Genomic DNA, 25,283 nt, shown 5'->3' on the forward strand with positions numbered 1-25,283 from the left:
TCAAATTCCTCCTTGATATTTGTTGTAGTAGGCTTGAATGGCCGTCTCACTGGCCTGGGGGTTGAAGGCCCGGAACAGGTTCATCTCCTCCACGGGCACCGTGGCCCCGCCCTTCCCCCGCTGGGAGGCGGCAAACAGGTGGCCCTTGCTCCGGGCCAGGTTTTGGGCCTGCTGCCGGGCAGCTGCTGCGGCCTTCTGGGTCAGCTGGTCGTAGTTGGCCAGCTTGTAGGCATCCACAAAGCTGTTGCCCCGGCGCACCAGCTGGTAGAACTCCCGGGCCCGGGGCATGGTGAGCAGATCGGCCACGCTGCGGATGTTGGGGTCCATCTGACGGATCTGGGCCAGTTCAGAGGCCACCTGGGCCTCCATGGCCGGGTTGGGCCGGGGAGCGGACTGGGCGACGGGCTGCTGCTGCTCCCCCTCCTTCCAGGCCCGGTACTGCTCCAAATTGGTAATGGGGGTGCCGTCGGCGGGATTTTTCAGACCAGCATCCTGGAGCACCTGCTCCACATCCCTTCGGGCGTGGGTACGCTCCTGTTCCACCGCCTCCCGGATGGCGGCCCGGGTCTCCTCCCGGCGTCTGCGGGCGGCGTTTTCCCGGCGCTGCTCCAGGCTCATCTCACCCTGGGCGGGCTGCTGCGTGGGCTGTTCCTGCTGCTGGGGGGTCTGCCCCTGCTCCTGCTGGGGCTGCTCCACCCCCAGGGCCTCATAGACCTGTTGTTCGTTGACTTCCATATCTCGTTCCTTCCTGCCCCATGGTGAGGCGATTGGATGTTCCCGCTGTCCCTGCGTATTTTTGGTTTTGGGTCTTACTTCTTGCCCTGTCTCAGGTCACCGCCGGTGTGTACCGTGCCGGTCTTGGTGGCAGTGATCTGGTGGGGTGCCTTCACCACCTGGGTGCCGGTGTTCTGAATGCGGCCGATGTACCCTTTCTGCTCCTTCATCTCAATCCCTCCCCTCCGCTTTGGTTTGGCATGTTCCCGCTGTCGCCTTGCGTCAATATGTTGGTTTGTCCCATTTGGGCCTGGGCCTCCCGCTGGGCACGCTGTTCCAGTGCCTGTTTGGTGGCCCCTGCCCCGGGATAGTGAAGTTCTTCCATCTTGGTCCAGAACAGGATCAGTGTCTCGGTGGCGGCGGGGTCGCCAAACGCTCCGGTCTGAAGATTCTGGCGGGTCTCCTGCCACATGGCCTCCCGGTTATTGGCCAGGGTGTCGGTGGTGTCCACGGAGAACAGGAACTGGTCGTTCCAGTAGTACTGGCCGTCCTCGTCCCGCTCCAAAAAGTCGTAGCGGTTAAACTGCTGATACCGGGTGTGGCCTCGGGAGTCCTTGTAGGTCACAGGCCGTGGCTCGTCCCCATAGGCCAGCCAGAACTCAAACATCATACGGAACAGGTCGGCATAGGCTTTGTTTTTCATCACCCGCTTGCTCTCCAGCCGTCCGGCGGCCTGGGCGGCGGAAAACTCCTTGGCCTTGCCGCTGGTGGCGGTGGAGTCAGAGCGGCCCTGGAAGGAGTCGGTGATGCCCAGGATCTGCCGGGCCTCCTCGTAGACGTTGGACAGGTACAAAAGCTCATACTCCAAATCGCCCTTGAAGTCGTACACACCGATCATGGCCTTATCCGCCGCCGAGCCGATGTACCACCGCTCCCCGTCCTGGCTGTCCACCCGGAGGGAGGCGTTGTCGGGCAGGGTGATGCGGGTGCCCGCTTTGATGAGCCGATCAATGATTTTCTGCTCCAGGCGGTTGATGGTATTTTGCTGGTCTGCGATCATATCCACATCGGAGTTGCCCAGCAGCTGGCCGTATACCGACACGCTGCGCTGCAACACGATGGGGAACACCCCTGGCTTGAAGAAGGGGATGAGGGTGGGCCGCAGTACCGGGTTGCCAGCCTCGTCCAGATCCGGGGTAGCGCCTGGAATCTCCAGTCCCTTGCCGGTGACCATGGGCAGAAGTACCTGCTCATACTCCTGCACCTGGTCTTCAAACTCCTCACAACCACACCAGGGACAGGGGCCCCCCTGGTATTCCCGGGGCGCATCGTGGGGATCTGCCTGCACCGGCAGACCATCCAGACCCCCGCCCCCCGCCATGGCCTCCTGGGCCAGGGTGTGAGCCAGCCGCTGACCTGCCACCTCAGCCCGCAGCTGCTCCTCCAGCCCGGACTGCGTGGGGGGCGTGGACTGCTGGATGAGCTGTCCGGGCAGGGGGCGCACCCGCCCGCACTGCTTACACACCGGCTGACGCCGGGCCTGGTAGTCCTCCAGATCCTCCAAGGGGGTGTCGTTGACCCAGCAGTAGCGGTTGACTCCGCCCTGGGCATTTTTCTCATAGCCCACATAGCGGGTCAGGGCATCCTGGGCGGGGCTTACCCCGTCCACCCCCCGCACCTCTGGCTCGGACTCTCCGTCCTCCTCCACCCAGATGCCGTATTCCCGGAAGATAGCGTCCCGGGTGGTGGGGATCTTCACGATCACCCAGTCCATGTCCTGGATGGAGGTGAATACCCCGGGCTGGGGGGCCAGCTGCTTGGGGTGGAGCATGCGCACCACCTGAGTGCCCACGGTGTCGTGGGTGCGCTCCCGGTTGTCCCATTCCACCAGGAAGGCCACGCCCCCCTGAATGGGCACGGTGCGCTCTGCCAGGTCATTGAGCTGGGCAAAGGGCAGCCGCTCCAGCTCGTTGCGCAAAAAGTGCTCCAGGATTTCCGCCAGCTTCTCATCCTCCTGACGGCGAGGGATCACCTTAGGCTGGGGAATGGCGCTGGAGACCTGGGTCTCCACGTTTTCAAAGACAATGTTGCGGACATGGCTGGTCTTGCGGGGGCCGCCGTCCCTTCTCGTGTCTCCGGGTACCAGGGGGCGCAGCTGGTCATCTCCGTTGTAGATGCGCTCCCGCTGATCCATGCGGGCATATTCGGCGGAATAGGCGGCGTTGCTGTCGCAGAGCCGTTGCTGCCACAGCTTCAGCTTTTTCTCCGCCTTTGCTTGGCGTTTTCCCTTCATATTCATCCTCCTTATCTCTCACTGGGCCTGCCCCACAGCCCCAGCAGCATCTCCCGCTCCTCTGCACTGGCCCGGTTCCAGTCCTCCCACATATCGGGGCTCCACCGGACGGTGCCGCCGGGCTGGGGACATTCCAGACGCATGGACTGCTGGGGGCGCACATAGTGGGCGATGGCCAGGGCCATGATGCAGTCGTCGTGGGCCCCCGGCTCCGCCTCCGGTCTCATCTGGTCGTTGCGCACAAAGGTGAGCATTTCCTCCAGGGTGGCCCGGTCGTTGACCCCGCCCAAGTGGTCCCGCATCACCCGCACCAGCTCGGCCAAAATCACCGGGCGGGTGAGTCGGTCGGTGCGGAAGCCGTAGGCGTGGTGGATCTGCCCGTCAAAGGAGTCCTCCACCTCCCGCACATACAGCTTGGGATAGCCCATCAGCCCCAGCAGCTTCACCGGGTAGGTGGAGAAGTTGCATTCGGGGGCCACCAGAGCACGGTTGTAATGCAGTCCCAGGCAGTACAGCTGCCGGGTGTAGGTGTCCTCGTCATAGCGGTGGCGCAGGGTGCACACCTGCACCCCGGTGATATTGTCCAGCACCTGAGCCACAAACCAGTCGGAGCCGTCCCCGGCGGTGTCCCCGCCGATGACATAGGGGCGGCCCTGCTGGGGCTTGGCATAAATCTTCACCGGCCCGCCCTTCTCCTCCACCCAGTGGATGTTGGTCAGGTGGATGCCGTCGTCGGCCAGGTCGTACTCAAACAGCCCCTCCTGCTCCGGCTGTGGAATGTGTTGCAGCCGTTCTCCCACGGCTTTCCCGTTGAATACCGTCTTGCCCGTGACACCCCACTGGCCCAGGCAATAGACCATGTAGTAGTACTCGTCGGTCTCCTTGAAGCTCTCCAGGGTGGCCACCGCCTCAGGGGTGAGGAAACGATTGTCCTTGTAAGTGCTCTCATGCACCGTGGCCCGGGGGTCTTTCCGGTCAAAGAATCGCTTTTTCAGCCAGTGGGTGATGCTGATGGGGTTGAAGGTCAAAATCATCTGCAAATACTGGTTGAAGTCGGTGCGCAGACGGATGTCCAGCTGGTTGAAGTCCCCCTCCTCCAGTTCCGAAGCCTCCTCGATCCAGATGCCGGTGATGTTGAAGATGGATTTCAGCTTCTCCACGTCGTCCAGCCCTGCAAAGAGGATGACGCTGCCGTTTTGGAAGGTGATGGTCATGGCGGACTTGTTGGTTTTCGCCCCGGCGTCGGGGTAAAAGTCCCCAATTTGGCCCACCAGCTGGGCCCAGCAGCTCTCCCGCAGGGTGCGGGCCACCTTGCGGCACACCAGCCATCGGTGCCCCGGCTCACTGGTCACCCGCTCCAGCACCTTTCGCCCGGCAAAAATGCTCTTGCCGCTGCCGCCGCCCCCTTTCAGCACCAGGAACCGATGCTGATCGAAAAACAGGGGCATAAAGGTCTCATTGTTGGTCTCCTTCAGGCCCTTGTACCACTGAGTGACCTCCAGGGCCTGATCCAGCTTGTCCTCAACCATGGTGGTCGGGCAGGGTCACCTGCCCCCCTCCTTCCCACAGCTCCTGGAGCAGGGCCAGCTTCTCCTGGGTGGACAGGGCCTGAACCTGCCGGGTCTGGGGCCCTGCCTCCACCTCCACTTTCTGGGCATAGCCGTAGTTGTTTTGCAGGTGGAACACCACCCCTCGCACATCCTTCCGGGTGAGCAGCTGCTCCTCGCTCCACGCCCGCAAAATGCCCTCCACCCACTCGGTGGCCTCCTCCAGTTCCGGGTGGGCCTGATGGTCACACCACTGTTTCCACTTCCCCGGTGTGATGCCCAAATGCAGGCAGATGCCGGTGATGGTGGGTGGAATCAAATACTCCCGGGTGTGGATGATCTCTCCCCGGTCGTTGTACACCACACGGCGCTCATAGATGGGGTGACCTTTCTCGTCCACCTCCCCGGTGGGCACCTGCTCGGTGACTTCCACGGTGCGGCTGATGGAGTCCAGGTACTGCTGCACCTCCCGCATCAGGGCCTTGGATGTACTGGTTTGTCGCTGTCTGGCAGCCACGTTCCCGCCTCCTTTTCCTTGTCTCTTGTATTTATGGTATCAGCCCCGCCCCGGCCGTGATTACACAATCCCGCCTGCAAGTACACATTTCTCCTATAAATCCATGGGGAAGTGCACATAATATCGTTTCAACGCCCGGTAGATGCTGGTGGGCGAGGCAATATAGTGTCTCTGGCACACGGACTTGACACTGTCCCCGGTGGTGACGTATTCCAGCAGGGCCTGGCTCAGGGTGCCCGCTGTACGCTCACACAGGCTGCGAATGCGTGCTTGCTGTGCAGCGGTCATCTCCGGATAGGTCAAAGACTTGAAGTAGATATATCCCTGTCGCTCATAGGGCAGCGGGATGCTGGGTTTATAGCGAAACATGCGCTTGTCCTCCTTCTCTCATCTCATCCACCAGGGCTTGAATCTGCTCCTGGCTGTGGCTGGCTACAAATTTTCCGTAGGTGGTGTGATGCTGCCGGGCCAGCTGGGACACACACACCAAATTGGACATCCGGGGCGGCGGCTCCTGCCACAGCTCCTCAAATTCCCGCTCAATTTCAGCGTCTGCCTGCGCCATCTCCGCCAGTTCCTGGTCGGTGAACCCTGCCACGGGACCTCACCTCCTTCTCCCGCACTGCCCGGCACTGCCAGGCAATGGCCACCCAGGGCACCTCCCAGACTTTGGCCGCCTGTTCCACAGCCCCCAGGCGGTTGACCGCCCGCACTGTCACCGCCTTGCGCCCCGGGTACTCCACCCGATATTGATAAAGCTTCTCACTCACTGCTCCATCTTCCCTCCCCCCGGCACGGTCATCACCGTGGCCAATACCGCCAGCACGTGGTGGGCCGGCACCCCCAGCCACACCTCATACCCCCGAATGAGGGCCTCCAGCGCATCCATAGCCGCCGCGGTGGATGAGGCCTCGATGACCTGACAGAAGCAATCTGTCCCCTCCTCCTTGTGCAGTTCAATGTTTACCCTGGCCTGCTGGGTGCGCTTGCCCCCGTGATAGACCATCTCTTCTCGTTCCATGTCTCTCTCCTCCCTTTCTTCTCTCTGGTGTCTCCCGGCCAATCCCTGGGCATAGCCCAGAAGATAGGCCCGCTCCTTCCGTCCCAGCCGGGGCAGACAGGTGCACAGTGATTCAACAACTGTTTCCATATTCGCCCTCCCTTTTATTGATTTCTCGATAATAATATATCGGTCACCGATATTTGTCAAGAGGATTTTATTGATTTGGTCAATCTTTCTTCTTGTACTTCTGGGAAGTCCATGTTAAAATGTGTTGGAATACCCCCCGTGTCTTTTGGAGAAATGGAGGATTAGTATGAGTGTTGGACAACGCATCCGCCAGGTGCGCAAGACCTATTCATTGACCCAGCAGGCCTTTGCCGACCAACTGGGGTTAAAGCAAAACACCATTGCCACCTATGAAATTGAAAAAACCGTTCCCAGTGACCGCACCCTGATGTCCATTTGCCAGGTATTCCATGTCAATGAGGCCTGGCTGCGCACTGGAGAGGGCGAGATGCTGCAATCTCCCTCGCTTCCGGTGGAAAGCGACGATCTGTTGGGCTTTCTGGGCGATGTGGCAAAGGAAAGCAGCTTCCGCACCCGGCTCATCTCTGCTCTGTCCCGGCTCAGCGATGAGGACTGGGCGGTGCTGGAGCGACTGGCCAGGGAGCTGGTCACCCCCGAAGAATAAAAAAATCCCCGGTCATCCAAGCAAATCACTTGGATGACCGGGGATTTTCCCCATTTATCGCCTTAAATAATGGGAAATAAATTGGAAAATGGCACGTAGCTGGGCCTCGTCGGCTCGATTCAACAACTCTACGATTGCCGCTGTGATCCATTTACGTTCCATGTTCCTTCCTCCCTGCGCTGGGGATGGGGCCCCCATCCCAATGGTGTGCGATGTCATGGTTTTATTATAATCGAACATTTGTTCTGTTGCAAGAGGGTAGCTGTCAAAACTTGCCTAAAATTGTCCGTTCTTTGGGACTTTTGTATGATAACATATAAATTCATCGAAAGAAGTCGAAACATGTCGAAAGGACGGCAAAAGTTGCCGTCCTTTCACAAATTACCAATTTAAGCCAATGTTCTGCTCCAATCCATGCGGCGGTAATACCACAGGAAGGTGATGGAGCTGAGGGCCCAGGTGAGGGGATAGACCCAGTAGACCATCTGAATATCCCCGGTCAGGGGCACTGCAATGGCCAGGAAGGCCACCCGGATGATGCACCAGCACACCATCATGATAAACATGGGCACCATGGCCTTGCCGGCACCTCGCAGGATGGAGGCCATGGCATGGGAGAAGGCCAGCAGGAAGTAGAACAAACCGGAGGTTCTGGACTTCTCCACCCCGTAGAGGATCACATCAGGGGAGGTGTCAAAGGCGGCGATGAGGTAGGGGGCCAGGGCAAATACCGCCACACCGATGAGCTCTGCCATGAGCACCGACACCAAGGTGCCAAATCTGGCCCCTCGTTTGGCCCGGTCGATGTCGTTGGCGCCCAGATTCTGACCCACAAAGGTGGTCATGGCCATGGTAAAGCTGGTGATGGGGAGGAAGCCAAAGCCCTCAATTTTAGAGTAGGCGCCCACGCCGGCCATGGCGGCGTCGCCAAAATGGTTGATGTTGGACTGTACCACCACGTTGGCAATGGCGATGATGGAGTTCTGCACGCCGGAGGGCAGGCCGAAGCGCACCACACGCTTGAGCATATCCCAGTTGAAACGGATACACCGCAGCTCCACCCGGTAGTTCTCCTTGACCCGCAGCAGCTGCCACATACACAAGACGGCACTGATATACTGGGCGATGATGGTGGCCAGAGCTGCCCCGTCCACCCCCATGTCCAGCCCTGCAATGAAAAACAGATCCAATACCACATTGACCACCGAGGAGATGATCAGGTAGTACAGAGGGTGGCGGCTGTCACCCACGGCCTGGAGAATGCCCACGCAGATGTTATACATCACCGAGCCCAGGGAGCCCATGAAGTAGATGCTCAAATACAGCTGAGAGTTGTACATCACGTTGTCAGGGGTGTCCATCCACCGCAGGATCTGGGGGGAGAGGCCCACGCCCACTGCCGTCATCATCACACCCGCCACCAGGCCGAAGGCCACGGTGGTGTGCACAGCAATGTGCAGCTCCTCCTCCTTATTGCCGCCGTAGTAGCGGGCAATGACCACACCGGCGCCGATGGAGATGCCGCTCAAAAATCCAATGAGCATAAAAATAAGGCTGCCGGTGGAACTTACCGCAGCCAGGGCATTTTTACCCAGGAAATTTCCCACGATCAGGGAGTCGGCGGTGTTGTACAGCTGTTGGAACAAGTTGCCCAGCAAAATGGGCAGGGCAAAGTAGGTAATTCGTTTCCAAATGGCCCCTTGGGTCATGGGCTGAGTGGTACGTGACATTTTCATTTCCTTTCTCTATCTCAATTCATGTTCACTCAGTATATACCCCCTCTCTTTCTATGGCAAGACTTCACAGGCAGAATCTGCGCTTTTGTTGGAACTACAACAGACAACAACCCTCCACTCTGATAGAATGTCATCAAAATCACCACATGAGGAGGACACTTCCATGATTCGACGCATCATTGAAATTGACCAGAATAAGTGCAACGGCTGTGGGGCCTGCGCTAAGGCCTGCCACGAGGGGGCCATCGCCATGGTAGACGGCAAGGCCCAGCTCATTCGGGACGACTACTGTGACGGGCTGGGGGACTGCCTGCCCACCTGCCCCACCGGGGCCATTACCTTTGTGGAGCGGGAGGCCGCCCCCTACGACGAGGCTGCGGTCAAGGCCAACATGGCCGCCAAGGCTGCCCCTTCCCCTTGTGCCTGTCCGGGCAGCATGGCCCGGGCCCTCTCGCCCCAGGCGGAGACTGCCGCCCCCGCCCCTTCCCTCTCCCAGCTGCGCCAGTGGCCGGTGCAGATCAAGCTGGCCCCGGTCAGCGCCCCCTACTTCCAGGGTGCGCACTTGCTCATTGCCGCCGACTGCACCGCCTACGCCTATGCGGGCTTCCATCAGGACTTCATCCGGGGCAAGGTGACCCTCATCGGCTGTCCCAAGCTGGACATGGTGGACTACACCGAAAAGCTCACCGCCATTCTCCGGGAAAATGACATCACCGCCCTCACCGTGGTGCGCATGGAGGTGCCCTGCTGCGGCGGCATCCAGCACGCCGCCACCCAGGCCCTGAAGGACAGCGGCAAGTTCATCCCCTGGCAGGTGGTGACCATCTCCACCGACGGGCGGATTTTGGCCTAAATCGGGGGCTTGACTTCTCCATCCCTTTCCTGTACCATTCACATAGCGGGTCTTTGTGTAACCGACCCGGCTCCATCCGGAGCCATGATTTGAGTTCAAAAAGGTACGCCCCAAAGGCGTACCTTTTTCCTTTTAGGAGTGCACCATGACATTACAGGAATTTTTTCAACAGCACCCCAAGGCCGCCCTGGCCTTCTCCGGAGGCACCGACTCCGCCTATCTTCTCTGGGCCGGGCGCACCTGGGGGGCGGACGTGCGGCCCTACTATATCTCCACTCCCTTCCAACCCGCCTGGGAACGCAGGGATGCTCAGCGTCTGGCCCAAGAGCTGGGTGTGCCCTTAACAGTGGTGGAGCTGGACGTGCTGTCTTGTCCACAGGTGGCCGCCAACCCCAAAAATCGGTGCTATCACTGCAAAAAGGCCCTCTTTTCCGCCCTGCGCCAGCGGGCCCAGGCGGACGGCTTCTCCCTGCTGCTGGACGGCACCAACGCCTCGGACGACGCAAACGACCGTCCGGGGATGAAGGCCCTGGGTGAGCTGGAGGTGCGCTCTCCCCTTCGGGAATGCGGCATCACCAAGGCCCAAGTGCGCACCTTGAGCCGTGAGGCGGGGCTTTTCACCTGGGACAAACCCGCCTACGCCTGTCTTGCCACCCGGATTCCCACGGGTACCCCCATTGTGGCGGAGGATTTGGCCCGGGTGGAGGCTGGGGAGGACGCCCTGTTCTCCCTGGGCTACACTGATTTTCGCATCCGGCTGCGGGGCGACACCGGTGTCATCCAGCTGCCAGAAGCGCAGATGGCCCAGGCTGTGGCCCAGCGCCAGACCTTGCTGGACGCCCTCTCCCCCTACTTTTCCCACACGGTGCTGGACTTGCAGCCCCGGCAGAAGGAGGATCTTCATGGACAATAAACAGGATGTGCTCTCCCTGCTGCGGGAGGTGGCGGATGGCTCCGTCACTCCGGAACAGGCCATGCTGGAGCTGAAACGCTCCCCCTTTGAAAATTTGGGATATGCCCGGGTGGACACCCACCGCCCCCTGCGCCAGGGGGCCTCAGAGGTGATCTACGGGGCGGGAAAGACCCCCCAGCAGATTGCGGGCATTGCCGCTGCCATGATGGAAAACGGCAGCCACAACATTTTGGTCACCCGCCTGGATGAGGAAAAAGCCGCGCTGGTGGCCCAGGAGCTGCCCATGGACTATTACCCTGTCCCCCGCATCGGGGTGGTGAGCCCCAAGCCCCACCCCCAGGTGGGCTCCATCGTGGTGGCCACCGGGGGCACCAGCGATATGCCGGTGGCGGAGGAAGCCGCCCTCACCGCCGAGGTGCTGGGCAACCGGGTCACCCGGCTCTACGACGTGGGGGTGGCAGGGCTGCACCGGCTGCTGTCCTCCCTGGATGTGCTGATGCAGGCCCGGGTGGTCATCGCCGTGGCCGGCATGGAAGGGGCTTTGGCCTCGGTGGTGGGTGGTCTGGTGGACTGCCCCGTCATCGCCGTGCCCACCAGCGTGGGGTATGGGGCCAACTTCGGTGGCCTGTCTGCCCTGCTGGCCATGCTCAACTCCTGCGCCTCGGGGTGCAGCGTGGTGAACATCGACAACGGCTTTGGGGCCGGGTTCCTGGCCAGCCGCATCAACCAAATGGAGGGTCTGCCGCAATGAATACCTTATATTTGCAATGCAACATGGGCGCTGCTGGAGATATGCTCACCGCCGCCCTCTATGAACTGCTGCCCGATCCGGAGCAATTTCTCCACGACCTGAACCATATGGGGCTGCCTGGGGTGGAGTTTCACCCCCTCCCCGCCCAGTCCTGCGGCATCACCGGCACCCATATGGATGTGGTGGTCCACGGGGAGCGGGAAGAGAGCGTGGATCACCACCATGACCACCATCATGACCACGACCACGAGCACCATCACCATGAGCATGAGCACAGCCACCAGCACCATCATCACCACACCTCCCTCCATGACGTGGAACATCTCATCTCCCACCTGAATCTCCCCGCCCCGGTGCTGGAACAGGCCCGAGGGGTATACCACCGTCTGGCCCAGGCGGAGTCCAAGGCCCACGGACAGCCGGTAGACCTGGTACACTTCCATGAGGTGGGGGCGCTGGATGCCGTGGCAGATGTGGCGGCGGCCTGCTATGCCCTCTATCTTCTCAACCCCCATCAGGTAGTGGTCTCCCCGGTCCATGTGGGCAGCGGCATGGTGCGCTGCGCCCATGGCATTGTCCCCGTCCCCGCCCCTGCCACCTCCCACCTGCTGGAGGGGGTGCCCTGCTACGGTGGGGACATCCATGGGGAATTGTGTACCCCCACTGGGGCGGCGCTGCTGACCACCTTTGCCACTCATTTTGGCCCCATGCCCCCCATGGTGCTGGAGAAAACCGGGTACGGCATGGGGAAAAAGGAATTTCCCGCCGCCAACTGTGTCCGGGCCATGTGGGGCCACACCCAGGAGCAGAGCGGCGAGATTTTGGAGCTGGTGTGCAACCTGGACGACATGACCCCGGAATCTCTCTCCTTTGCCTGCCAGCGGCTGCTGGAGGAGGGAGCGCTGGACGTGTACACCCTCCCCGGGTGCATGAAAAAGGGCCGTCCGGGCTGGCAGCTGGCGGTGCTGTGCAGTCCGGATCAGAAGGATGCCATGATTGGCCAGGTGTTTGCCCAGACCTCCACCACCGGCCTGCGGGTCCGTGTGTGTGAAAAGCATGTGCTGGACTATACCATCACCACCCGGGACACCTCCTATGGCCCCGTACGGGTGAAGAAGGCCCAGGGCTATGGGGTCAGCCGCTCCAAACCGGAATACGAGGACATGGCCCGCATCGCCCGGACGCACAAGATCACCCTGAAACAGATATTCCACAGGGACTAACCCATGCCCCTTCCCTCTTCACTGGCAGGGGAGACGCGCTCCGCTGGGCCCCATTTCTCCACGATGAGAAATGGGGGAAAGAATCGCCAAAGGCGGGTCCTTCCCCCGCCTTGTGGAATCCACCCTGCTGGTACTGGCTGCTCCTGCGTCCTTCTCTTTCTGGCCCTTGGACCGGTGGGGTCACATAGATGGCCTGGCAACTCTAAAGGAACTGCTTTCTTCTCTGGTAGATGTGACTTCTACCGCCAGGGCCTTCCTCTGGCGAGCAGCTGTTCCCAGCTGCCGGTGGACTGGCTCCCGGCGGTGGCTACACCGCACCACCAGAGTAGGCCCGGACGGGGGAACCGCCCAGCCATAGGGCCAGCTGCCATGGTGGCCTGGTGTAGTGGCACTATAGGCGCCACCGTAAAGGTGACGGGCCGAAAACGGGCTTGACGCACATCCGGTCCCGTACCCCAAGGGGGGTACTTAGGGGGGAACGCCCTAAGCGGGTTTTGGTTCCTTTTGCCCGAACAAAAGGAACCCCCAGCGGGTAGCGTCCCCGCCAGACTGGCAAGGCTACTCCAGCGAAGAGCAAAGAAGTGTGTTCCTAATCGGAGCACGGGGACTGGAAAAGACACATAAAAACTTGGGAGCGGCTCAAAAAGCCGCTCCCATCTCTCTATTCGGTGCGAAAAAAGGAGAGCAGCGAAACTTTCGTCTCGTTGCTCTCCATATCGATGTCAGCGCATCCGCAGCAGCCGCTCCACCCGCTTATAGAGCAGGGTGGTGAGCAGGGAAACGATGGCGCCTTTGACAATGTTGAAGGGCACCACGGCAAAGAGCACCAGAGTAGACACGCTGTTGATCATGCCGTTGACGGAAGTGCCCATGGCCACCAGCTGCTCCAGGGGCAGGCCGTAGAGGGCGGAGAAGGCGGGCAGGAGATAGACGGCGTTGAAGAAGCTGCCGAAGACGCTCATCACCACGGTTCCAGTGACCATACCCACCAGGGCACCCTTCTTGGTCTTACAGCGGTGATAGATGATGGTGGCGGGAAGGATGAAGGAGCAGCCCACCACGAAGTTGGCAAAGTCGCCCACAAAGGCGGTGGTGGTACCTTTGAGCAGCAGCTTGAGGATGATCTTGGCCAGCTCACACACCACGCCGGCCACAGGGCCCAGGGAGAAGGAGCAGATGAGTACGGGCACCTCGCTCAAGTCGATCTCATAGAAGCTGGGTGCAAAGGGCAGGGGAAATTCAAAGTACATCAGCAGCCCACCCATGGCGGCAAAAATGCCGATGTAAGCGGCCCGCCGTGCTGCACTCTGGCGGGGCAGCTTCAGCCACACCCGTTCCACCAGCACTGCAACCACAAATAGAGCGGCAAATACCGCCAGGCACACCAGCACATAGCCCACGTTGTCCTGCACCGTATTCCACAGTGCCGTCAGGTTGTTCCACATAATAAAAAACCTCCAAATGATATTGAGACGCCAAAACGCCAATGCCGTTCAGGCGCAACAACCCACTTGGAGCCCTTGCACATCCTCTTCCATCCGGACTATCACCGTTGGTCCCGGAGTTTCACCGAGTCAGCCACAGAGCCAACGCTCTGCGGGTCGCGGACTATACCGCCAGTGGGGAATTTCACCCCGCCCTGAAGACATGGTATTCACTTGTCTCTGCCCGTCATTATAGCACGGGGGATAAAAATTGCAAGATGTTTTTTCCTCCAGAACATTGACGCAGCCCTTCTCCTCATGTAAAATAGAACAAACGTGCTATTGGAGGAGTGCACCATGAATCCACTTCAAACCTGCTGTTTCACCGGGCACCGCCCGGAAAAGCTGCCCTGGGGGGAACAGGAGGGCCACCCCCACTGTGTGGCGCTGAAAAAGAGCCTGCAAGCTCAGCTGGAGGCGGTGTATCAGCGGGGCTATCGCCACTTCATCTGCGGCATGGCCCGGGGAGCGGACTTTTACTTTGCCGAGGGGGTACTGGCACTGCGGGAGGCCCACAGCGATGTGACGCTGGAGGGGGCGCTGCCCTGTCTGGGTCAGGCCAGCAAGTGGAACGAAGCGGATCGGATGCGCTGGCACCGGCTGGTGGAGGCCTGTGACAAGACCACCTTGGTGCAAGAGCACTACGACCGCCACTGTATGCTGCGCCGGGATCGATACATGGTGGACCAGTCCTCCGCCCTTCTGGCGGTGTTCAACGGCACCCGGGGCGGCACCCAATACACCCTAAACTATGCCATGGAGCGACGGCTTGACATTTATCTCTTTGACCTAAACCACCCCGCAACCCCTCCCACCCATCTGTCCCCGTAATTTTCAAAAAAGTTCTTGACACCAGCAGTATCGCTTGATATAATACTCGGGCAAAAGAAAGTAGGAATGGCACCGCCGTCCTCACCTCCAGCCCAGGGCAAAGAGGTCAACATGGTAAAACACGCAGTCTGGTGTAGATTTGCGTTTTTTGTTGTGGATGTGGGTGCTATTGCTGCACTCACATTTTTTGTTTCTCAGGAGGTGCTTTGCCATAGCTAACCCAACCCATCAGATCAATGAGGAGATCCGTGACCGCGAGGTACGCCTGATTGGCGCCGACGGCGACCAGCTGGGTGTGATGTCCGCTGCCCAGGCCCAGCGCCATGCCGACGAGGCAGGTTTGGATCTGGTCAAAATCTCTCCCAACGCCGTTCCCCCTGTGTGCAAGCTCATGGACTATGGCAAGTTCAAGTTCGAGCAGGCCAAGCGGGAGAAGGAGGCCAAGAAGAACCAGCACGTCGTCGAGATCAAGGAAGTGCGCATGTCCCCTGGCATCGACATCGGTGATTTCAACACCAAGCTGCGTAACGCCCAGAAGTTCCTGGCTGACGGCAACCGTGTGAAGGTCACTGTGCGATTCCGTGGCCGTGAGATGGCTCACACCGACATCGGCAAGAATCTTCTCATGGACTTTGCTCAGCAGTGTGCCGAGCTGGCCAACCTGGACAAGGAGCCCAAGCTGGAGGGTCGGCATATGAGCATTTTCCTCTCCGCCAAAAGCAGCAAGACCAACAAGTAAATTCTCAGGGCACCCGTTGCCCCAACTAAAGAGTAAAGGAGATAACCACCATGCCTAAGATCAAGACCCACAGCGGCGCTAAGAAGCGCTTTTCGCTGACCAAGAGCGGCCGTGTTAAGCGTGCCTGTGCCAAGCGCCGTCACCTGCTCAACGGCCACGGCAAGACCACCAAGCTCAAGAGAGGCCTCCGCAAGGGCGCCTATGCTGACGTGACCAATGAGGCCACTGTCAAGCGCTTGATCCCCTACAAATAATTTACGGATACACTCACATATAGGAGGCTGAACGACAATGGCAAGAGTTAAGGGCGCAATGATGACCCGTAAGAGAAGAAATAAGATCCTGAAGCTGGCCAAGGGCTACTGGGGTGCCAAGAGCAAGCACTTCAAGATGGCCAACGAGCAGGTGATGAAGTCCCTGCAGTACGCCTACACCGGCCGCAAGCTGAAGAAGCGTGACTTCCGTCAGCTGTGGATCGCCCGCATCAATGCCGCCTGCAAGATGAACGGCATGAACTACTCCACCTTCATGCACGGCCTGAAGCTGGCTGGCGTGGAGATCAACCGCAAGATGCTCGCTGAGCTGGCTGTCAACGACAAGGCTGCTTTCGTGCAGCTCACCGAGCTGGCCAAGAGCAAGCTGGCCTAATTTCAGTTGAATTGAAAAACGCCCGGTTCCGCTGGAATCGGGCGCTTTTTGTCCCTGGAAAGGAGGTTCCTTTCCAGGGATCGATTTGCACCCTGCGAGGCTATTTATTTTAGCCAGTTTCCGCCTGGATTTGGCGTTTTCCTTTACATGGTATAACTGTTCTGGTATACTGAAAACACCCTAGGAGGTGCCAAAGATGTCCGCCAATCGACTCATTCAAATCCTCTCCCTGCTGCTGGAGCACGACCGCATCACCGCCCCTCAGCTTGCCCAGCTGCTCCAGGTGTCGGTGAGTACCGTCTACCGGGAAATTGATGCTCTGTCGGCTGCGGGAGTGCCGGTGTGCACGGCCCCGGGGAAAAATGGCGGCATCACCCTGATGTCTGGGTGCGCCCCCGACCCCACTCTCTTCACCCCTGGAGAACAGCAGCAGCTGCTGGCAGCCCTGGACGACGATGAGGACGCCCAGCGGGAGGCCACTCTGGCCAAGCTCTCCGCCCTGTTCCACCGCCCGGAGGAGGACTGGCTGCAAGTCTACCTCACCCACTGGGGCACTGCCGCAGGGGACACCGCCGACTTCAAGCTGCTGCGGGAAGCCATTTTGCAGCGCCGGGCGGTGCAGTTTACCTACGCCAGCTCCCAGGGGGAGCAGATGCCCTACCTGGTGCAGCCGGTGCGCCTGGTCTTTCAGGGCCAGGGCTGGTATCTCCAGGCCTACTGTCCCTTCCAGGAGTGCTACCGCACCTTCCGCCTCACCCGTCTTTTGGACTTGACCATCACCGACCAGCCCTTCCATCGGCTGATGAATCCCCCTGAGCCGGAGCTGTCCGGGGAGATCCCGCCCCTGTTCCGGGTAGAGGTGGAGCTGCGCTTTGCCCCCAATCTGGCCCACCGGGTGTACGACGAGTTCGACCGCCACTGTATCACCCCTCAGCCTGACGGCTCTCTGCTGGTGTCCACGGTGTTCCCCGACGGGGGCTGGCTGGCCAGCTACCTGCTGTCTTTCGGGGGCGGTGTGGAGGTGCTCTCCCCCGCCAGCCTTCAGCGGCAGATGGTGCAGGCCAGTGAACGCCTGCGGGAGGCCTATGCGTCCAATGAATAACGAAGAATGAAAAATGAAGAATGCAGGTCCTGATGGCTTCCCCGCCTTTCAGGACCTGCATTTGCTTTCTATCAAAATCCGTGCCGCAAAGTGGCACACCATAATTATTCATTCTTCATTTATCATTATTCATTACAAAAATCCCTGGAAAGCGAGAGTTTTCCAGGGATTTTTCTTTTAGAACAAGTCCTTCTTCTTCAGGAAGATGGCCAGCACAATGATGATGGCCACACTCATCAGCAAAGGCATCCACCAGAACTGGTCCAGGGGCAACCCGCCGGTGATGTTCATGCCGAAGTAGCCGAAAATGATGTTGGGCACCGTCATGAGAATGGTGATAGAGGTGAGCACCTTCATAATGACGTTCAGGTTGTTGGAGATCACTGAGGCAAAGGCATCCATCATGCCAGAAATGATGGAGGAGTAGATCTGAGCCATCTCAATGGCCTGACGCACCTCAATGAGCACGTCCTCCAGCAGGTCGTGATCCTCCTCGTAGAGGGTGACAATGCGGCCCCGGAGAATCTTCTCCAAGGTCACCTCGTTGGCCTTCAAAGAGGTATTGAAGTAGACCAGAGACTTCTCCAAGTCCAGCAGCTGAATGAGCTCCTTGTTCCGCTGGGACTTGTACAGCTGCCGCTCCATGTAGTTGTAGGTCTTGTCAATCTGTTTCAGGTATTGCAGGTAGCGCTTGGCCACCAGCAGCAGAATATTGAGGATAAACCGGGTGCGCTGCTGGGTGCGCACGTCCTTCACCAGCCCGTCCTGCAAGTCCCGCATCACCGAGGTCTCTTTCAGACACACGGTGACAATGTGCTTGTCGGTGACAATGATGCCCATAGGCAGGGTGGAATACACCACACCGGTCTCATCCCGCTCCATGGCAGGGGTGTCTACAATAATAAGGGTCTGGCCATCCTCGCTGTCGATACGGGAGGTCTCCTCCTCGTCCAATGCAGCCTTCAAAAAGGGCAGCTCCACGCCCAGGGTCACGGACACAGTCTTCAGCTCGTCCTCGCTGGGGTAAATGAGGTTGATCCAGCAGCCGTCCTCTACAGTGTCCAGCTTGGTCATCTTCCCGTCAATGGTCTTGTGAATGCTGATCATGTTTTGTTCACACCTTTCCCAAGCGGTGTCAGGGCATACCAATCCCTCTGCCACTTGCGCTCAAAATCTGTCGTGCAAGGTCACACAACGGTGGGCGCAAAAGGTTGAACACGGATGTGGAGACACCGTCTCAACGCATACGCCGCACATATTTGTTCCAACTTCGACTTAATGGGTCACCTGCCACGGCGTATGTCACATCCTTTCAGTAACACGGAAAAATATTCCGGGCCAGTCCACGTTTTGTCCAGCCACACATCATTATATGACAGCCCCCGGTGGTTTGCAAGCCTAAAAATCTCGCCACCGGGAGCTGTTTTTTGTCAGTTTGCCCCCAACAGCAGGGGCTGATACTGTTTTCCCTCCAGAGCCAGGGCCAGGGTATCCCCGGTGAGGGAGTAGTCTGCCACCAGAGAGGTGGGCTTTTCGTAGCAGTCATCCTGTCGGAAGGGGACAAAGTACACCCCTTTGCGCTCCAGCATAGTGCCCACATTGGGGGCGGAGGCGGCCAGGCCGTCGTTGGTGGCCAGGGCGATCACCAGGGGTCTGCCGTTGCGCAGATGGGCCTTGGCGGCCATGGTCACCGCCCCGTCGGTAATGCCGTGGGCCAGTTTGGCCAGGGTGTTTCCAGTGCAGGGGCAGATGACCAGAGCATCCAGCAGCTTTCTGGGCCCAATGGGCTCAGCGTCTGCCACGCTGCCAATGACCCGCCTGCCGCAGATGCGCTCCATCTCCCGCATAAAGTCGTGGCTGTTGCCAAAACGGGTATCTGTATTGGCCACCGTCTCAGAGACAATGGGCCAGATCTGGGTGTATCTTGCCGCCAGCTGCTCCAGGGTGTCCAGAGCCCGGGCCATGGTGCAAAAGGAGCCGCAAAAGGCAACCCCAATGTTTTTTGCTTCCATCGTTACACTCCCAATTCTTCCATAATGTGATAGACGGTGTCTTTGAGGTACTCCGCCGCCGTGTGGGGGGCCACCTTGCCAGGCAGACCCCGGGCCCAAACCACCTCCACCCCCAGGGCCTGGGCGGCCTTTTCATCCACGCCCCCCGGCTCCGAGGCCAGATCCAGCACCCAGGCGCCTTCCCGCAGGGCGGACAGCTCCTCCACCCCCAGCAGGGGTGCGGGCACGGTGTTCACCACCAGATGGGGACAGTGCAGCCACTCCCTCATGCCCCGGATGGGCTCCGCCTCCAGTCCCAGGCTGGCAGCCAAGGCCCGCTGGGCGGGGCTGCGGGCCAGAATGCACACCTGGGCCCCCAGGGCCTGTAAGCGCAGGGCCAGGGCCTGCCCCACCCGTCCAAACCCCAAAATCCAGATGCGGGCGTTGTGGATGGTGGTGGGCATACGCTCCATGGCCAGCTGGATGGCCCCTTCAGCGGTGGGAATGGCGTTGAGTAACGTCAGCTCTTCCCGGGCATAGTAGTCCACAGCGGGGATGCCCCGCTGCCCGGCCTGTTCCACCAGGTGGGGGCTGAGCAGCCCGCCGCACAGCAGCTGGCCCGGCGCCATCCCCTCCAGCACCTGCTCCACCTCCAACCTCCCCGTCCACAAGGGCGTGTAGATCTCCCCTTCCGGCTTCTCCGCCGGCAGGGGGAGAATGACGCAGCGGGCCTGGGAAAGCCCCTCCAGCCCATCCTGCTCCTCCTCCAGCCCAAAGGTATGTACCCTGTGGCCGTCGTCCCGGAGCAGCTTTGCCAATCTCCGCTGCCGCTGATCTCCACCTACCACCCAGAAGTGTGTGCGCTCCATCATCCATCCATGCTCCTCTCCGGGGCTGAAAACCTCTCAACACCGCCCTCAACCCAGTGTATTCCATCCGACCCTGGTGGTGACATCTGGCAGCAACTTGCATGGAACGATTGCATTTTGTGTCAAGACAGCTTATAATAAATGAGATATCTTCAAAAGGGGGACTACCCTGTGAAACACGACATCAACTATACCATGCTCACCGACTTCTACGAGCTGACCATGGGAAACGGCTACTTCCAGACCGGCGTCACAGACCAGATCTGCTACTTTGACATCTTCTTCCGCAACGTTCCTGACGGCGGCGGCTTTGCCATTGCTGCGGGATTGGAGCAGGTGATCTCCTATATTCGGGATCTCCACTTTGACGAGGAGGATATTGCATACCTCCGCTCCAAAAACACCTTCTCTGACGAGTTTTTGGACTATTTGCGCACATTCCGCTTCACCGGGGACATCTGGGCCGTGCCCGAAGGTACCCCCATCTTCCCCCGGGAGCCTATTTTGACCGTGCGGGCGCCCGCCATCGAGGCCCAGTTTGTGGAGACCTATCTGCTGCTGACCCTGAACCACCAGTCCCTCATCGCCACCAAGTCCAACCGTATCGTCCGGGCAGCCCAGGGCCGCCCGGTGGCGGAGTTTGGCTCCCGGCGTGCCCAGGGTGCAGACGGCGCTCTGCTGGGCGCCCGGGCCAGCTACATTGCCGGGGCCTCCGGTACCGCCTGCGCCATGGCCGACCAGATGTTTGACACCCCTGCCACCGGCACCATGGCCCACTCCTGGGTGCAGATGTTCCCCGACGAGTACACCGCCTTCAAGACCTATTGTGAAATTTACCCCCATGCCGCCACCCTGTTGGTGGACACCTACAACGTGCTCAAGTCCGGGGTGCCCAACGCCATCCGGGTGTTCCAGGAGCTGGGCATCACCCAGGGCGGCATCCGCATCGACTCCGGCGACCTGACCTATCTGTCCCGGAAGGCCCGGAAGATGCTGGATGAGGCGGGCCTCCCCGGCATCAAAATCATCGCCTCCAACTCTCTGGACGAGTATATCATCCGGGACCTGCTGACCCAGGGGGCCGCCATCGACGGCTTCGGGGTGGGCGAACGGCTCATCACCTCCAAGAGCGAGCCGGTATTCGGCGGCGTGTATAAGCTGGCAGCCATCGAGGGCAAGGACGGGGTCATCATCCCCAAAATTAAAATCAGCGAGAACCCCGCCAAGATGACCATTCCCCACTTTAAGAAGGTGTACCGCCTGTACGAGATCGAGACAGGCAAGGCCCTGGCCGACTATATCTGTCTCCACGACGAGACCCCCGACTTCACCCAGCCTCTGGAGCTGTTCGACCCCGAGGCCGTGTGGAAGCGCAAGACCATCTCCAACTACACCGCCCGGCCCCTGCTGGTGCCCATCTTCCAGGGCGGCCAGCTGGTGTACCAGGCTCCCACCATCCAGGAGACCCGGGTGTACTGCGCCCGGGAGGTGGACAGCCTGTGGGAGGAAGTCAAGCGGTTTGAGAACCCCCACAACTACTATGTGGATCTGTCCCAGAAGCTGTGGGACGTGCGGGCACAGCTTCTGTCCGCCGCCAACCAGTGAGGTAGCCCATGCGAGGAATTGTATACGCCATGCACAAGGAGGTGGCGGGCCCGCTGCGCCCCTCCGGGGACGTGCAGACCGTGGCCGACATGGACTTCTACACCCTGGCCCCGGACATCGTGGTGTGCATCTGCGGGGTGGGCAAGGTCAACGCCGCCATGGGCACCCAGGCTTTGATTGACCGCTTTGGAGTCACAGAGGTGTGGAATGCCGGGGTGGCCGGGTGCTTCCACGACTTCCCCGTGGGCACCCTGGTGGTGGCCCGCCACTGTGTCCAGCACGATATGGACACCTCCGCCGTGGGCGACCCGTTGGGGCTGGTTCCCGCCCTGAATCTCATTGAACTGCCCTGCACCCAGGTGGAGGAGCATATGGATGTGCTCACCCAGGCGGGCTTCACCCCCCGCACCGGGGTGGTGGCCACCGGGGACTGGTTCGGCCGGGACTACACCCGGGCGGCCATGCTGCGGGATCACTTCTCCGCCACCGTGTGTGACATGGAGGCAGGGGCAGTGGCTCAAGTGTGCCTGCGCAATCAGGTGCCCTTCTACTCTCTGAAAATCGTGTCCGACCACCTGTTCCACCCCACCCAGGGGGAGGAATACGCCCAAAACGTGCCCCAGGTGGTGGACAAGCTGAACCAGGCCCTTGGGGCCTTACTTTGGAGGTCTTAACATGGAGAAAATCGCCAGCTTTCAGGTGGATCACACCACCCTGCGCCCGGGCCTGTATCTATCCCGCCGGGACGGGGACGTGGTGACCTTCGATCTGCGCTTCAAAACCCCCAACACCGGGGACTTGCTCACCAACGCCGAGATGCACTCGGTGGAGCACATCATTGCCACCCTGCTGCGCAACTCCCCCCAGAAGGACGGGGTGATCTACTTCGGCCCCATGGGCTGTCAGACCGGGTTTTACGCCCTGCTGGACAATGCCCAGCTGACCATGGAGGACTGCATTGCCCTCATTCAGTCCGTCTTTGAGGCGGGGGCGGAGTTCACCGGGGAGATGCCGGGGAAGTCTGCCGTGGAGTGCGGCAACTACATCAACCTGGATGTGGATTTGGCAAAAGCCCAGTGCCGCTACTACGCCGACGTCATCAAAGGCTGGACGGTGGAGCAGCTGGCCTATTAAATACGCAAAAGAGCCGATGTAGACGGTTTTGCTGTCTACATCGGCTCTTTTTGTGTTTTGGTTAAAAAGCCTCCCTTGTGCAAAGGGAGGTGGCCCGGCGCAAGCCGGGGCGGAGGGATTGTCCGTCTAACCGCCCAAGGTTCCGGCCTGCCAGCCTTCCTGTGCCGCCCCTACGGCCCAACAAATCAAAATCCGTGCCGCAAAGCGGCACACCTCAATTATTCATTATTCATTCTTCATTATTCATTTTCACCAACATCGTCCCTCCGGGGCACAGCTCACCCTGCCCGCTTGTCCTTTTGCAGGGAGATCCGGTCAGCGATCATGGCGATGAACTCGCTGTTGGTGGGCTTGCCCTTGGTGTTGGACACGGTGTAGCCAAAGTACCACTGCAGCACCTCCAGGTCGCCCCGATCCCAGGCCACCTCAATGGCGTGGCGGATGGCCCGCTCCACCCGGCTGGCGGTGGTGCCGAACCGCTTGGCCACCTCGGGATAGAGCACCTTGGTCACGGCGTTGATCATCCCCATATCCTCCACCGCCATGGCGATGGCCACCCGGAGATACTGGTAGCCCTTGATGTGGGCGGGCACCCCGATCTCATGGATGATGGAGGTGATTTTCCGCTCTAAATCCCACTCTTCCTCCTCCTGCTGGGTGGCCCGCTCCTCGGTCTGGCCGCACAGCTGGGCCATGCGCTCCACCACCGCAGACAGGCGGCAGGGTTTGAGCATACAGTAGTCCGCCCCCCGCTCCTTCACCTGCTGGGCCAGAGCGGAGTGGGAAAAGGCGGAGAGCACTACCACCCGGGGCCGAGGCTCTCCCAGCTTCTCCAGCACCTCCAGGCCATCCATGCCGGTGAGCATCAGGTCCATGACGACCCCCTGGGGCTGGTGCCTGCCCACCAGCTCCAGCAGCTCCTCCCCGTCCCCGGTCTGGGCCACCACCTCCATATCCTCACGCTCCCCCAGGGCGTCTGCCAACATACCACGGTACTCCTCCGAGGCATCCGCAATGATGATCTTCTTCACATCGCTCATCTGTGTGACAATCCTTTCTCAAGTGGAATCGGTATAGTTTTACCATCTTTTTCCTGTACCTCTAAAATACCACAGGATGCCCGATCTGGCAAGCCATTGTTTCCACTTTCGTTCGACACGACTGTCAAAATTTGTAACCCGCTCCCAGGTTTATTTTCTACAATTTGATTGAAACACCGTTATTTGTTCTTGTTATTGTAGTAAAAGAGGGTGGAGCGGTACAACATGACCCCCACAACCAGGGGAAAGGCAATGACCATCACCACTCCGTCCAGGGTAGTGAGGAACTCCACCCCTCCGTTGCGGGCCACCAGCGCCACCGCCGTCAAAACCATGGCCAGAGGAATCCAGGCAAAGTGCAGCAGCTTCATCAGCCGCTTCTTTCCGGCGGGCAGGTCCGGCTCCAACTGCTCCGGGTGCTTGGCGGTGCAGCGCACAGTGGCCAGAGGCACCCGCCCCATGTTGGTGTACAGCCGCTGGGCGGTGTATTCCACCCCATCCATGGTAAACTCCGGGTACATTCCCTCCTTGGTCATGGTCAGGTCCACCCCGTTCTCCCGGGCGAAGTCCAGCAGGGCTTGGGTAAACTCCCGGGCGTTGGTGACGGGGCCGTCGGGCACAAAGGTAAAGGTTGCCCGGTGGAGGAATTTGCACATTTTCTTGTAGTCCTGCCGCCATTGGAAAAAGAGGTGCTTACGATTCTCCTGCCGATCCATCTCCTCCAGAATGGTGTCCACCTCCGCCATACCTCCCAGTTCTCCCAGACAGCGGCAAAACCGGATGGCGGTCTGGGCGTTTTGGATTTTCTTGTGCAGCTGCTCCTCCTGGACAGCCAATGCCTGCCCCAGAGTGGCTGTCCCGCCCAGCACATTTCGAATGTCTTCTAGGGGCATATCCACCATACGCAAAGCCCGGATGAGTTTGAGCCTCTCAATGTCTTCCTGGGAATAGTCTCGGTAGTCGTTGTCCCGGTTACGGGCGGGGTGCAGCATCCCCTTCTGCTCATAAAATCTAATGTTGCGGGCAGAGATCCCCGTGCGTTTCTGGGCCTCTTTGATGTTCATACATCCTGCCTCCTTTCCTCTTGTGGTCACAGGATAAACCCTGCACCAGATGGAAGGTCAAGGGTTTTGGCAAAAATTCTTCTCTTTTTTCTCACCATACACATGGGGCCAGATGCGCATCAGCGTCCCTGGCCCCTTGGTGCATCTCATTTAGTTGTTGCGCTTGTGATAGTCGGCCACCAGCATGGAGCGGAAGATCAGTGCCCCCACGATCAGGGGCAGCATAATGGTAGCGCCCCAGCCACCACCCGCCAGATGAACCAAAATTGCCGCCACCACCATGGACAGCAGCACCCAGCCCAGATGATAGCGTTGGAATACGCTGGTATGGTCTTGTCTACTGCGCCGGGGCTGGATGTTCGTCTCTTCTTCTCTCACGGATATGCCTCCTCTTAGAATTTTCCCCATTCTACCACATGGGCAGAAAATAGGAACCCCCCGGCATAGCCGGGGGTTCTTCATATGCGGGCAAAGCCCTTTGTTACTAGCCACGCCTCAAGGCGTTGGTACGGTCTGCCACTTGCGAAAGATTAGT

Annotated in this window: 30 protein-coding genes and 1 riboswitch; of the genes, 13 read left to right on the forward strand and 17 right to left on the reverse strand. The window is 59.7% G+C overall.

Annotated features, from left to right (window positions below):
* The 9 genes from H9X86_RS05785 to H9X86_RS05820 form a co-directional block, all read right to left on the reverse strand.
* Complete coding sequence (locus H9X86_RS05785; protein ID WP_204900617.1) at positions 1–735, reverse strand: hypothetical protein; 735 nt, start codon at positions 733–735, stop codon at positions 1–3.
* Positions 736–809: 74 nt separating this feature from the next.
* Positions 810–944 carry a hypothetical protein gene (locus H9X86_RS12730; protein WP_275962222.1) on the reverse strand — a complete coding sequence of 45 codons (135 nt, stop codon included), beginning with the start codon at positions 942–944 and terminating at the stop codon, positions 810–812.
* Entirely contained in the window at positions 941–3,007 is a 2,067-nt protein-coding gene (locus H9X86_RS05790) for a portal protein (protein WP_204900618.1), read from the reverse strand. The genes H9X86_RS12730 and H9X86_RS05790 overlap by 4 nt, the downstream gene beginning before the upstream one ends.
* An 11-nt stretch (positions 3,008–3,018) precedes the next feature.
* Positions 3,019–4,536 carry a PBSX family phage terminase large subunit gene (locus H9X86_RS05795; protein WP_204900619.1) on the reverse strand — a complete coding sequence of 506 codons (1,518 nt, stop codon included), beginning with the start codon at positions 4,534–4,536 and terminating at the stop codon, positions 3,019–3,021.
* Positions 4,529–5,071 (reverse strand): terminase small subunit, encoded by a 543-nt coding sequence (locus tag H9X86_RS05800; RefSeq protein ID WP_204900620.1) that lies wholly within the window; start codon positions 5,069–5,071, stop codon positions 4,529–4,531. The genes H9X86_RS05795 and H9X86_RS05800 overlap by 8 nt, the downstream gene beginning before the upstream one ends.
* Positions 5,072–5,164: 93 nt before the next feature.
* A complete protein-coding gene (locus H9X86_RS05805) occupies positions 5,165–5,440 on the reverse strand; it encodes a hypothetical protein (protein WP_204900621.1) in 276 nt (91 codons plus the stop codon).
* The gene (locus H9X86_RS05810; protein ID WP_204900622.1) at positions 5,427–5,669 is read right to left on the reverse strand and encodes a hypothetical protein; all 243 of its coding nucleotides are present in this window, start codon (positions 5,667–5,669) and stop codon (positions 5,427–5,429) included. The genes H9X86_RS05805 and H9X86_RS05810 overlap by 14 nt, the downstream gene beginning before the upstream one ends.
* Positions 5,617–5,841: a hypothetical protein gene (locus H9X86_RS05815; RefSeq protein ID WP_204900623.1), complete on the reverse strand. Its 225-nt coding sequence runs from the start codon at positions 5,839–5,841 to the stop codon at positions 5,617–5,619. The genes H9X86_RS05810 and H9X86_RS05815 overlap by 53 nt, the downstream gene beginning before the upstream one ends.
* Positions 5,838–6,221: a hypothetical protein gene (locus H9X86_RS05820; RefSeq protein ID WP_204900624.1), complete on the reverse strand. Its 384-nt coding sequence runs from the start codon at positions 6,219–6,221 to the stop codon at positions 5,838–5,840. Before H9X86_RS05820 ends, H9X86_RS05815 begins: the two co-directional genes overlap by 4 nt.
* Positions 6,222–6,387: 166 nt before the next feature.
* Here H9X86_RS05820 and H9X86_RS05825 point away from each other — a divergent pair, with 166 nt between their 5' ends.
* The gene (locus H9X86_RS05825) at positions 6,388–6,765 is read left to right on the forward strand and encodes a helix-turn-helix domain-containing protein (RefSeq protein WP_204900625.1); all 378 of its coding nucleotides are present in this window, start codon (positions 6,388–6,390) and stop codon (positions 6,763–6,765) included.
* 389 nt (positions 6,766–7,154) lie between these two features.
* Here H9X86_RS05825 and H9X86_RS05830 read toward each other — a convergent pair whose 3' ends face one another.
* Positions 7,155–8,501: an MATE family efflux transporter gene (locus H9X86_RS05830; RefSeq protein WP_430736094.1), complete on the reverse strand. Its 1,347-nt coding sequence runs from the start codon at positions 8,499–8,501 to the stop codon at positions 7,155–7,157.
* Between the two features lie 163 nt (positions 8,502–8,664).
* On the opposite strand from H9X86_RS05830, the gene H9X86_RS05835 reads away from it, so the two are divergent.
* The 4 genes from H9X86_RS05835 (at position 8,665) to larC (ending at position 12,241) form a co-directional block, all read left to right on the forward strand.
* Positions 8,665–9,354, forward strand: coding sequence for a 4Fe-4S binding protein (locus H9X86_RS05835; RefSeq protein WP_204900627.1), 690 nt, complete (start codon positions 8,665–8,667; stop codon positions 9,352–9,354).
* A 145-nt stretch (positions 9,355–9,499) separates the two neighbouring features.
* The gene (larE, locus tag H9X86_RS05840) at positions 9,500–10,267 is read left to right on the forward strand and encodes an ATP-dependent sacrificial sulfur transferase LarE (RefSeq protein WP_204900628.1); all 768 of its coding nucleotides are present in this window, start codon (positions 9,500–9,502) and stop codon (positions 10,265–10,267) included.
* On the forward strand, positions 10,257–11,018 hold the full coding sequence (larB, locus tag H9X86_RS05845; RefSeq protein WP_204900629.1) for a nickel pincer cofactor biosynthesis protein LarB: 762 nt from the start codon (positions 10,257–10,259) through the stop codon (positions 11,016–11,018). Before larE ends, larB begins: the two co-directional genes overlap by 11 nt.
* The gene (gene larC / locus H9X86_RS05850) at positions 11,015–12,241 is read left to right on the forward strand and encodes a nickel pincer cofactor biosynthesis protein LarC (RefSeq protein ID WP_204900630.1); all 1,227 of its coding nucleotides are present in this window, start codon (positions 11,015–11,017) and stop codon (positions 12,239–12,241) included. The genes larB and larC overlap by 4 nt, the downstream gene beginning before the upstream one ends.
* A gap of 722 nt (positions 12,242–12,963) precedes the next feature.
* Here larC and H9X86_RS05855 read toward each other — a convergent pair.
* Positions 12,964–13,686, reverse strand: coding sequence for an ECF transporter S component (locus tag H9X86_RS05855; protein ID WP_204900631.1), 723 nt, complete (start codon positions 13,684–13,686; stop codon positions 12,964–12,966).
* A gap of 77 nt (positions 13,687–13,763) precedes the next feature.
* Positions 13,764–13,892: riboswitch (FMN riboswitch) on the reverse strand.
* Between the two features lie 130 nt (positions 13,893–14,022).
* On the opposite strand from H9X86_RS05855, the gene H9X86_RS05860 reads away from it, so the two are divergent.
* From H9X86_RS05860 to H9X86_RS05880, 5 genes are all read left to right on the forward strand, one after another.
* Positions 14,023–14,556, forward strand: a complete 534-nt coding sequence (locus tag H9X86_RS05860; RefSeq protein ID WP_204900632.1) for an SLOG family protein — start codon at positions 14,023–14,025, stop codon at positions 14,554–14,556.
* A 157-nt stretch (positions 14,557–14,713) separates the two neighbouring features.
* Positions 14,714–15,295, forward strand: a complete 582-nt coding sequence (gene infC, locus H9X86_RS05865) for a translation initiation factor IF-3 (protein WP_204900646.1) — start codon at positions 14,714–14,716, stop codon at positions 15,293–15,295.
* 50 nt (positions 15,296–15,345) lie between these two features.
* Complete coding sequence (gene rpmI, locus H9X86_RS05870; RefSeq protein ID WP_204900633.1) at positions 15,346–15,549, forward strand: 50S ribosomal protein L35; 204 nt, start codon at positions 15,346–15,348, stop codon at positions 15,547–15,549.
* 37 nt (positions 15,550–15,586) lie between these two features.
* Positions 15,587–15,943 (forward strand): 50S ribosomal protein L20, encoded by a 357-nt coding sequence (rplT, locus tag H9X86_RS05875; RefSeq protein WP_204900634.1) that lies wholly within the window; start codon positions 15,587–15,589, stop codon positions 15,941–15,943.
* Between the two features lie 196 nt (positions 15,944–16,139).
* The gene (locus tag H9X86_RS05880; RefSeq protein WP_204900635.1) at positions 16,140–17,045 is read left to right on the forward strand and encodes a helix-turn-helix transcriptional regulator; all 906 of its coding nucleotides are present in this window, start codon (positions 16,140–16,142) and stop codon (positions 17,043–17,045) included.
* Positions 17,046–17,222: 177 nt separating this feature from the next.
* On the opposite strand, the gene H9X86_RS05885 is transcribed toward H9X86_RS05880, so the two are convergent.
* The 3 genes from H9X86_RS05885 to H9X86_RS05895 all read right to left on the reverse strand — a co-directional run bounded on the left by H9X86_RS05885 (position 17,223) and on the right by H9X86_RS05895 (position 19,908).
* The gene (locus H9X86_RS05885) at positions 17,223–18,152 is read right to left on the reverse strand and encodes a magnesium transporter CorA family protein (RefSeq protein ID WP_204900636.1); all 930 of its coding nucleotides are present in this window, start codon (positions 18,150–18,152) and stop codon (positions 17,223–17,225) included.
* A gap of 323 nt (positions 18,153–18,475) precedes the next feature.
* A complete protein-coding gene (locus H9X86_RS05890; RefSeq protein ID WP_204900637.1) occupies positions 18,476–19,057 on the reverse strand; it encodes a dipicolinate synthase subunit B in 582 nt (193 codons plus the stop codon).
* Between the two features lie 2 nt (positions 19,058–19,059).
* Entirely contained in the window at positions 19,060–19,908 is an 849-nt protein-coding gene (locus H9X86_RS05895) for a dipicolinate synthase subunit DpsA (RefSeq protein WP_204900638.1), read from the reverse strand.
* A gap of 192 nt (positions 19,909–20,100) precedes the next feature.
* On the opposite strand from H9X86_RS05895, the gene H9X86_RS05900 reads away from it, so the two are divergent.
* Genes H9X86_RS05900 through H9X86_RS05910 form a run of 3 tightly spaced genes read left to right on the forward strand, consistent with a single transcriptional unit; the run spans position 20,101 to position 22,644 of the window.
* Entirely contained in the window at positions 20,101–21,510 is a 1,410-nt protein-coding gene (locus tag H9X86_RS05900) for a nicotinate phosphoribosyltransferase (protein ID WP_243416860.1), read from the forward strand.
* Between the two features lie 8 nt (positions 21,511–21,518).
* Complete coding sequence (mtnN, locus tag H9X86_RS05905; RefSeq protein WP_204900640.1) at positions 21,519–22,184, forward strand: 5'-methylthioadenosine/S-adenosylhomocysteine nucleosidase; 666 nt, start codon at positions 21,519–21,521, stop codon at positions 22,182–22,184.
* A gap of 1 nt (position 22,185) precedes the next feature.
* A complete protein-coding gene (locus H9X86_RS05910) occupies positions 22,186–22,644 on the forward strand; it encodes an S-ribosylhomocysteine lyase (protein ID WP_204900641.1) in 459 nt (152 codons plus the stop codon).
* A 278-nt stretch (positions 22,645–22,922) separates the two neighbouring features.
* Here the strand turns inward: H9X86_RS05910 and spo0A are convergent, their stop codons facing one another.
* From spo0A to H9X86_RS05925, 3 genes are all read right to left on the reverse strand, one after another.
* Complete coding sequence (gene spo0A, locus H9X86_RS05915; protein WP_204900642.1) at positions 22,923–23,684, reverse strand: sporulation transcription factor Spo0A; 762 nt, start codon at positions 23,682–23,684, stop codon at positions 22,923–22,925.
* 179 nt (positions 23,685–23,863) lie between these two features.
* On the reverse strand, positions 23,864–24,748 hold the full coding sequence (locus tag H9X86_RS05920; RefSeq protein ID WP_204900643.1) for a MerR family transcriptional regulator: 885 nt from the start codon (positions 24,746–24,748) through the stop codon (positions 23,864–23,866).
* A 150-nt stretch (positions 24,749–24,898) separates the two neighbouring features.
* A complete protein-coding gene (locus H9X86_RS05925; RefSeq protein WP_204900644.1) occupies positions 24,899–25,126 on the reverse strand; it encodes a hypothetical protein in 228 nt (75 codons plus the stop codon).
* Positions 25,127–25,283 lie beyond the last annotated feature (157 nt).

The organism is Pseudoflavonifractor capillosus (assembly GCF_016902575.1).
Classification (GTDB): Bacteria; Bacillota; Clostridia; order Oscillospirales; family Oscillospiraceae; genus Enterenecus; species Enterenecus capillosus_A.

Bases quoted from the DNA above. Each gene is read 5' to 3' on its own strand.
- H9X86_RS05785 (WP_204900617.1), bottom strand. From the start codon at position 735: ATGGAAGTCAACGAACAACAGGTCTATGAGGCCCTGGGGGTGGAGCAG.
- H9X86_RS12730 (WP_275962222.1), bottom strand. From the start codon at position 944: ATGAAGGAGCAGAAAGGGTACATCGGCCGCATTCAGAACACCGGCACC.
- H9X86_RS05790 (WP_204900618.1), bottom strand. From the start codon at position 3,007: ATGAAGGGAAAACGCCAAGCAAAGGCGGAGAAAAAGCTGAAGCTGTGG.
- H9X86_RS05795 (WP_204900619.1), bottom strand. From the start codon at position 4,536: ATGGTTGAGGACAAGCTGGATCAGGCCCTGGAGGTCACTCAGTGGTAC.
- H9X86_RS05805 (WP_204900621.1), bottom strand. From the start codon at position 5,440: ATGTTTCGCTATAAACCCAGCATCCCGCTGCCCTATGAGCGACAGGGA.
- H9X86_RS05820 (WP_204900624.1), bottom strand. From the start codon at position 6,221: ATGGAAACAGTTGTTGAATCACTGTGCACCTGTCTGCCCCGGCTGGGA.
- H9X86_RS05825 (WP_204900625.1), top strand. From the start codon at position 6,388: ATGAGTGTTGGACAACGCATCCGCCAGGTGCGCAAGACCTATTCATTG.
- H9X86_RS05830 (WP_430736094.1), bottom strand. From the start codon at position 8,501: ATGAAAATGTCACGTACCACTCAGCCCATGACCCAAGGGGCCATTTGG.
- H9X86_RS05835 (WP_204900627.1), top strand. From the start codon at position 8,665: ATGATTCGACGCATCATTGAAATTGACCAGAATAAGTGCAACGGCTGT.
- larE (WP_204900628.1), top strand. From the start codon at position 9,500: ATGACATTACAGGAATTTTTTCAACAGCACCCCAAGGCCGCCCTGGCC.
- larB (WP_204900629.1), top strand. From the start codon at position 10,257: ATGGACAATAAACAGGATGTGCTCTCCCTGCTGCGGGAGGTGGCGGAT.
- larC (WP_204900630.1), top strand. From the start codon at position 11,015: ATGAATACCTTATATTTGCAATGCAACATGGGCGCTGCTGGAGATATG.
- H9X86_RS05855 (WP_204900631.1), bottom strand. From the start codon at position 13,686: ATGTGGAACAACCTGACGGCACTGTGGAATACGGTGCAGGACAACGTG.
- H9X86_RS05860 (WP_204900632.1), top strand. From the start codon at position 14,023: ATGAATCCACTTCAAACCTGCTGTTTCACCGGGCACCGCCCGGAAAAG.
- infC (WP_204900646.1), top strand. From the start codon at position 14,714: ATGTGGGTGCTATTGCTGCACTCACATTTTTTGTTTCTCAGGAGGTGC.
- rpmI (WP_204900633.1), top strand. From the start codon at position 15,346: ATGCCTAAGATCAAGACCCACAGCGGCGCTAAGAAGCGCTTTTCGCTG.
- rplT (WP_204900634.1), top strand. From the start codon at position 15,587: ATGGCAAGAGTTAAGGGCGCAATGATGACCCGTAAGAGAAGAAATAAG.
- H9X86_RS05880 (WP_204900635.1), top strand. From the start codon at position 16,140: ATGTCCGCCAATCGACTCATTCAAATCCTCTCCCTGCTGCTGGAGCAC.
- H9X86_RS05885 (WP_204900636.1), bottom strand. From the start codon at position 18,152: ATGATCAGCATTCACAAGACCATTGACGGGAAGATGACCAAGCTGGAC.
- H9X86_RS05890 (WP_204900637.1), bottom strand. From the start codon at position 19,057: ATGGAAGCAAAAAACATTGGGGTTGCCTTTTGCGGCTCCTTTTGCACC.
- H9X86_RS05895 (WP_204900638.1), bottom strand. From the start codon at position 19,908: ATGATGGAGCGCACACACTTCTGGGTGGTAGGTGGAGATCAGCGGCAG.
- H9X86_RS05900 (WP_243416860.1), top strand. From the start codon at position 20,101: ATGCTCACCGACTTCTACGAGCTGACCATGGGAAACGGCTACTTCCAG.
- mtnN (WP_204900640.1), top strand. From the start codon at position 21,519: ATGCGAGGAATTGTATACGCCATGCACAAGGAGGTGGCGGGCCCGCTG.
- H9X86_RS05910 (WP_204900641.1), top strand. From the start codon at position 22,186: ATGGAGAAAATCGCCAGCTTTCAGGTGGATCACACCACCCTGCGCCCG.
- spo0A (WP_204900642.1), bottom strand. From the start codon at position 23,684: ATGAGCGATGTGAAGAAGATCATCATTGCGGATGCCTCGGAGGAGTAC.
- H9X86_RS05920 (WP_204900643.1), bottom strand. From the start codon at position 24,748: ATGAACATCAAAGAGGCCCAGAAACGCACGGGGATCTCTGCCCGCAAC.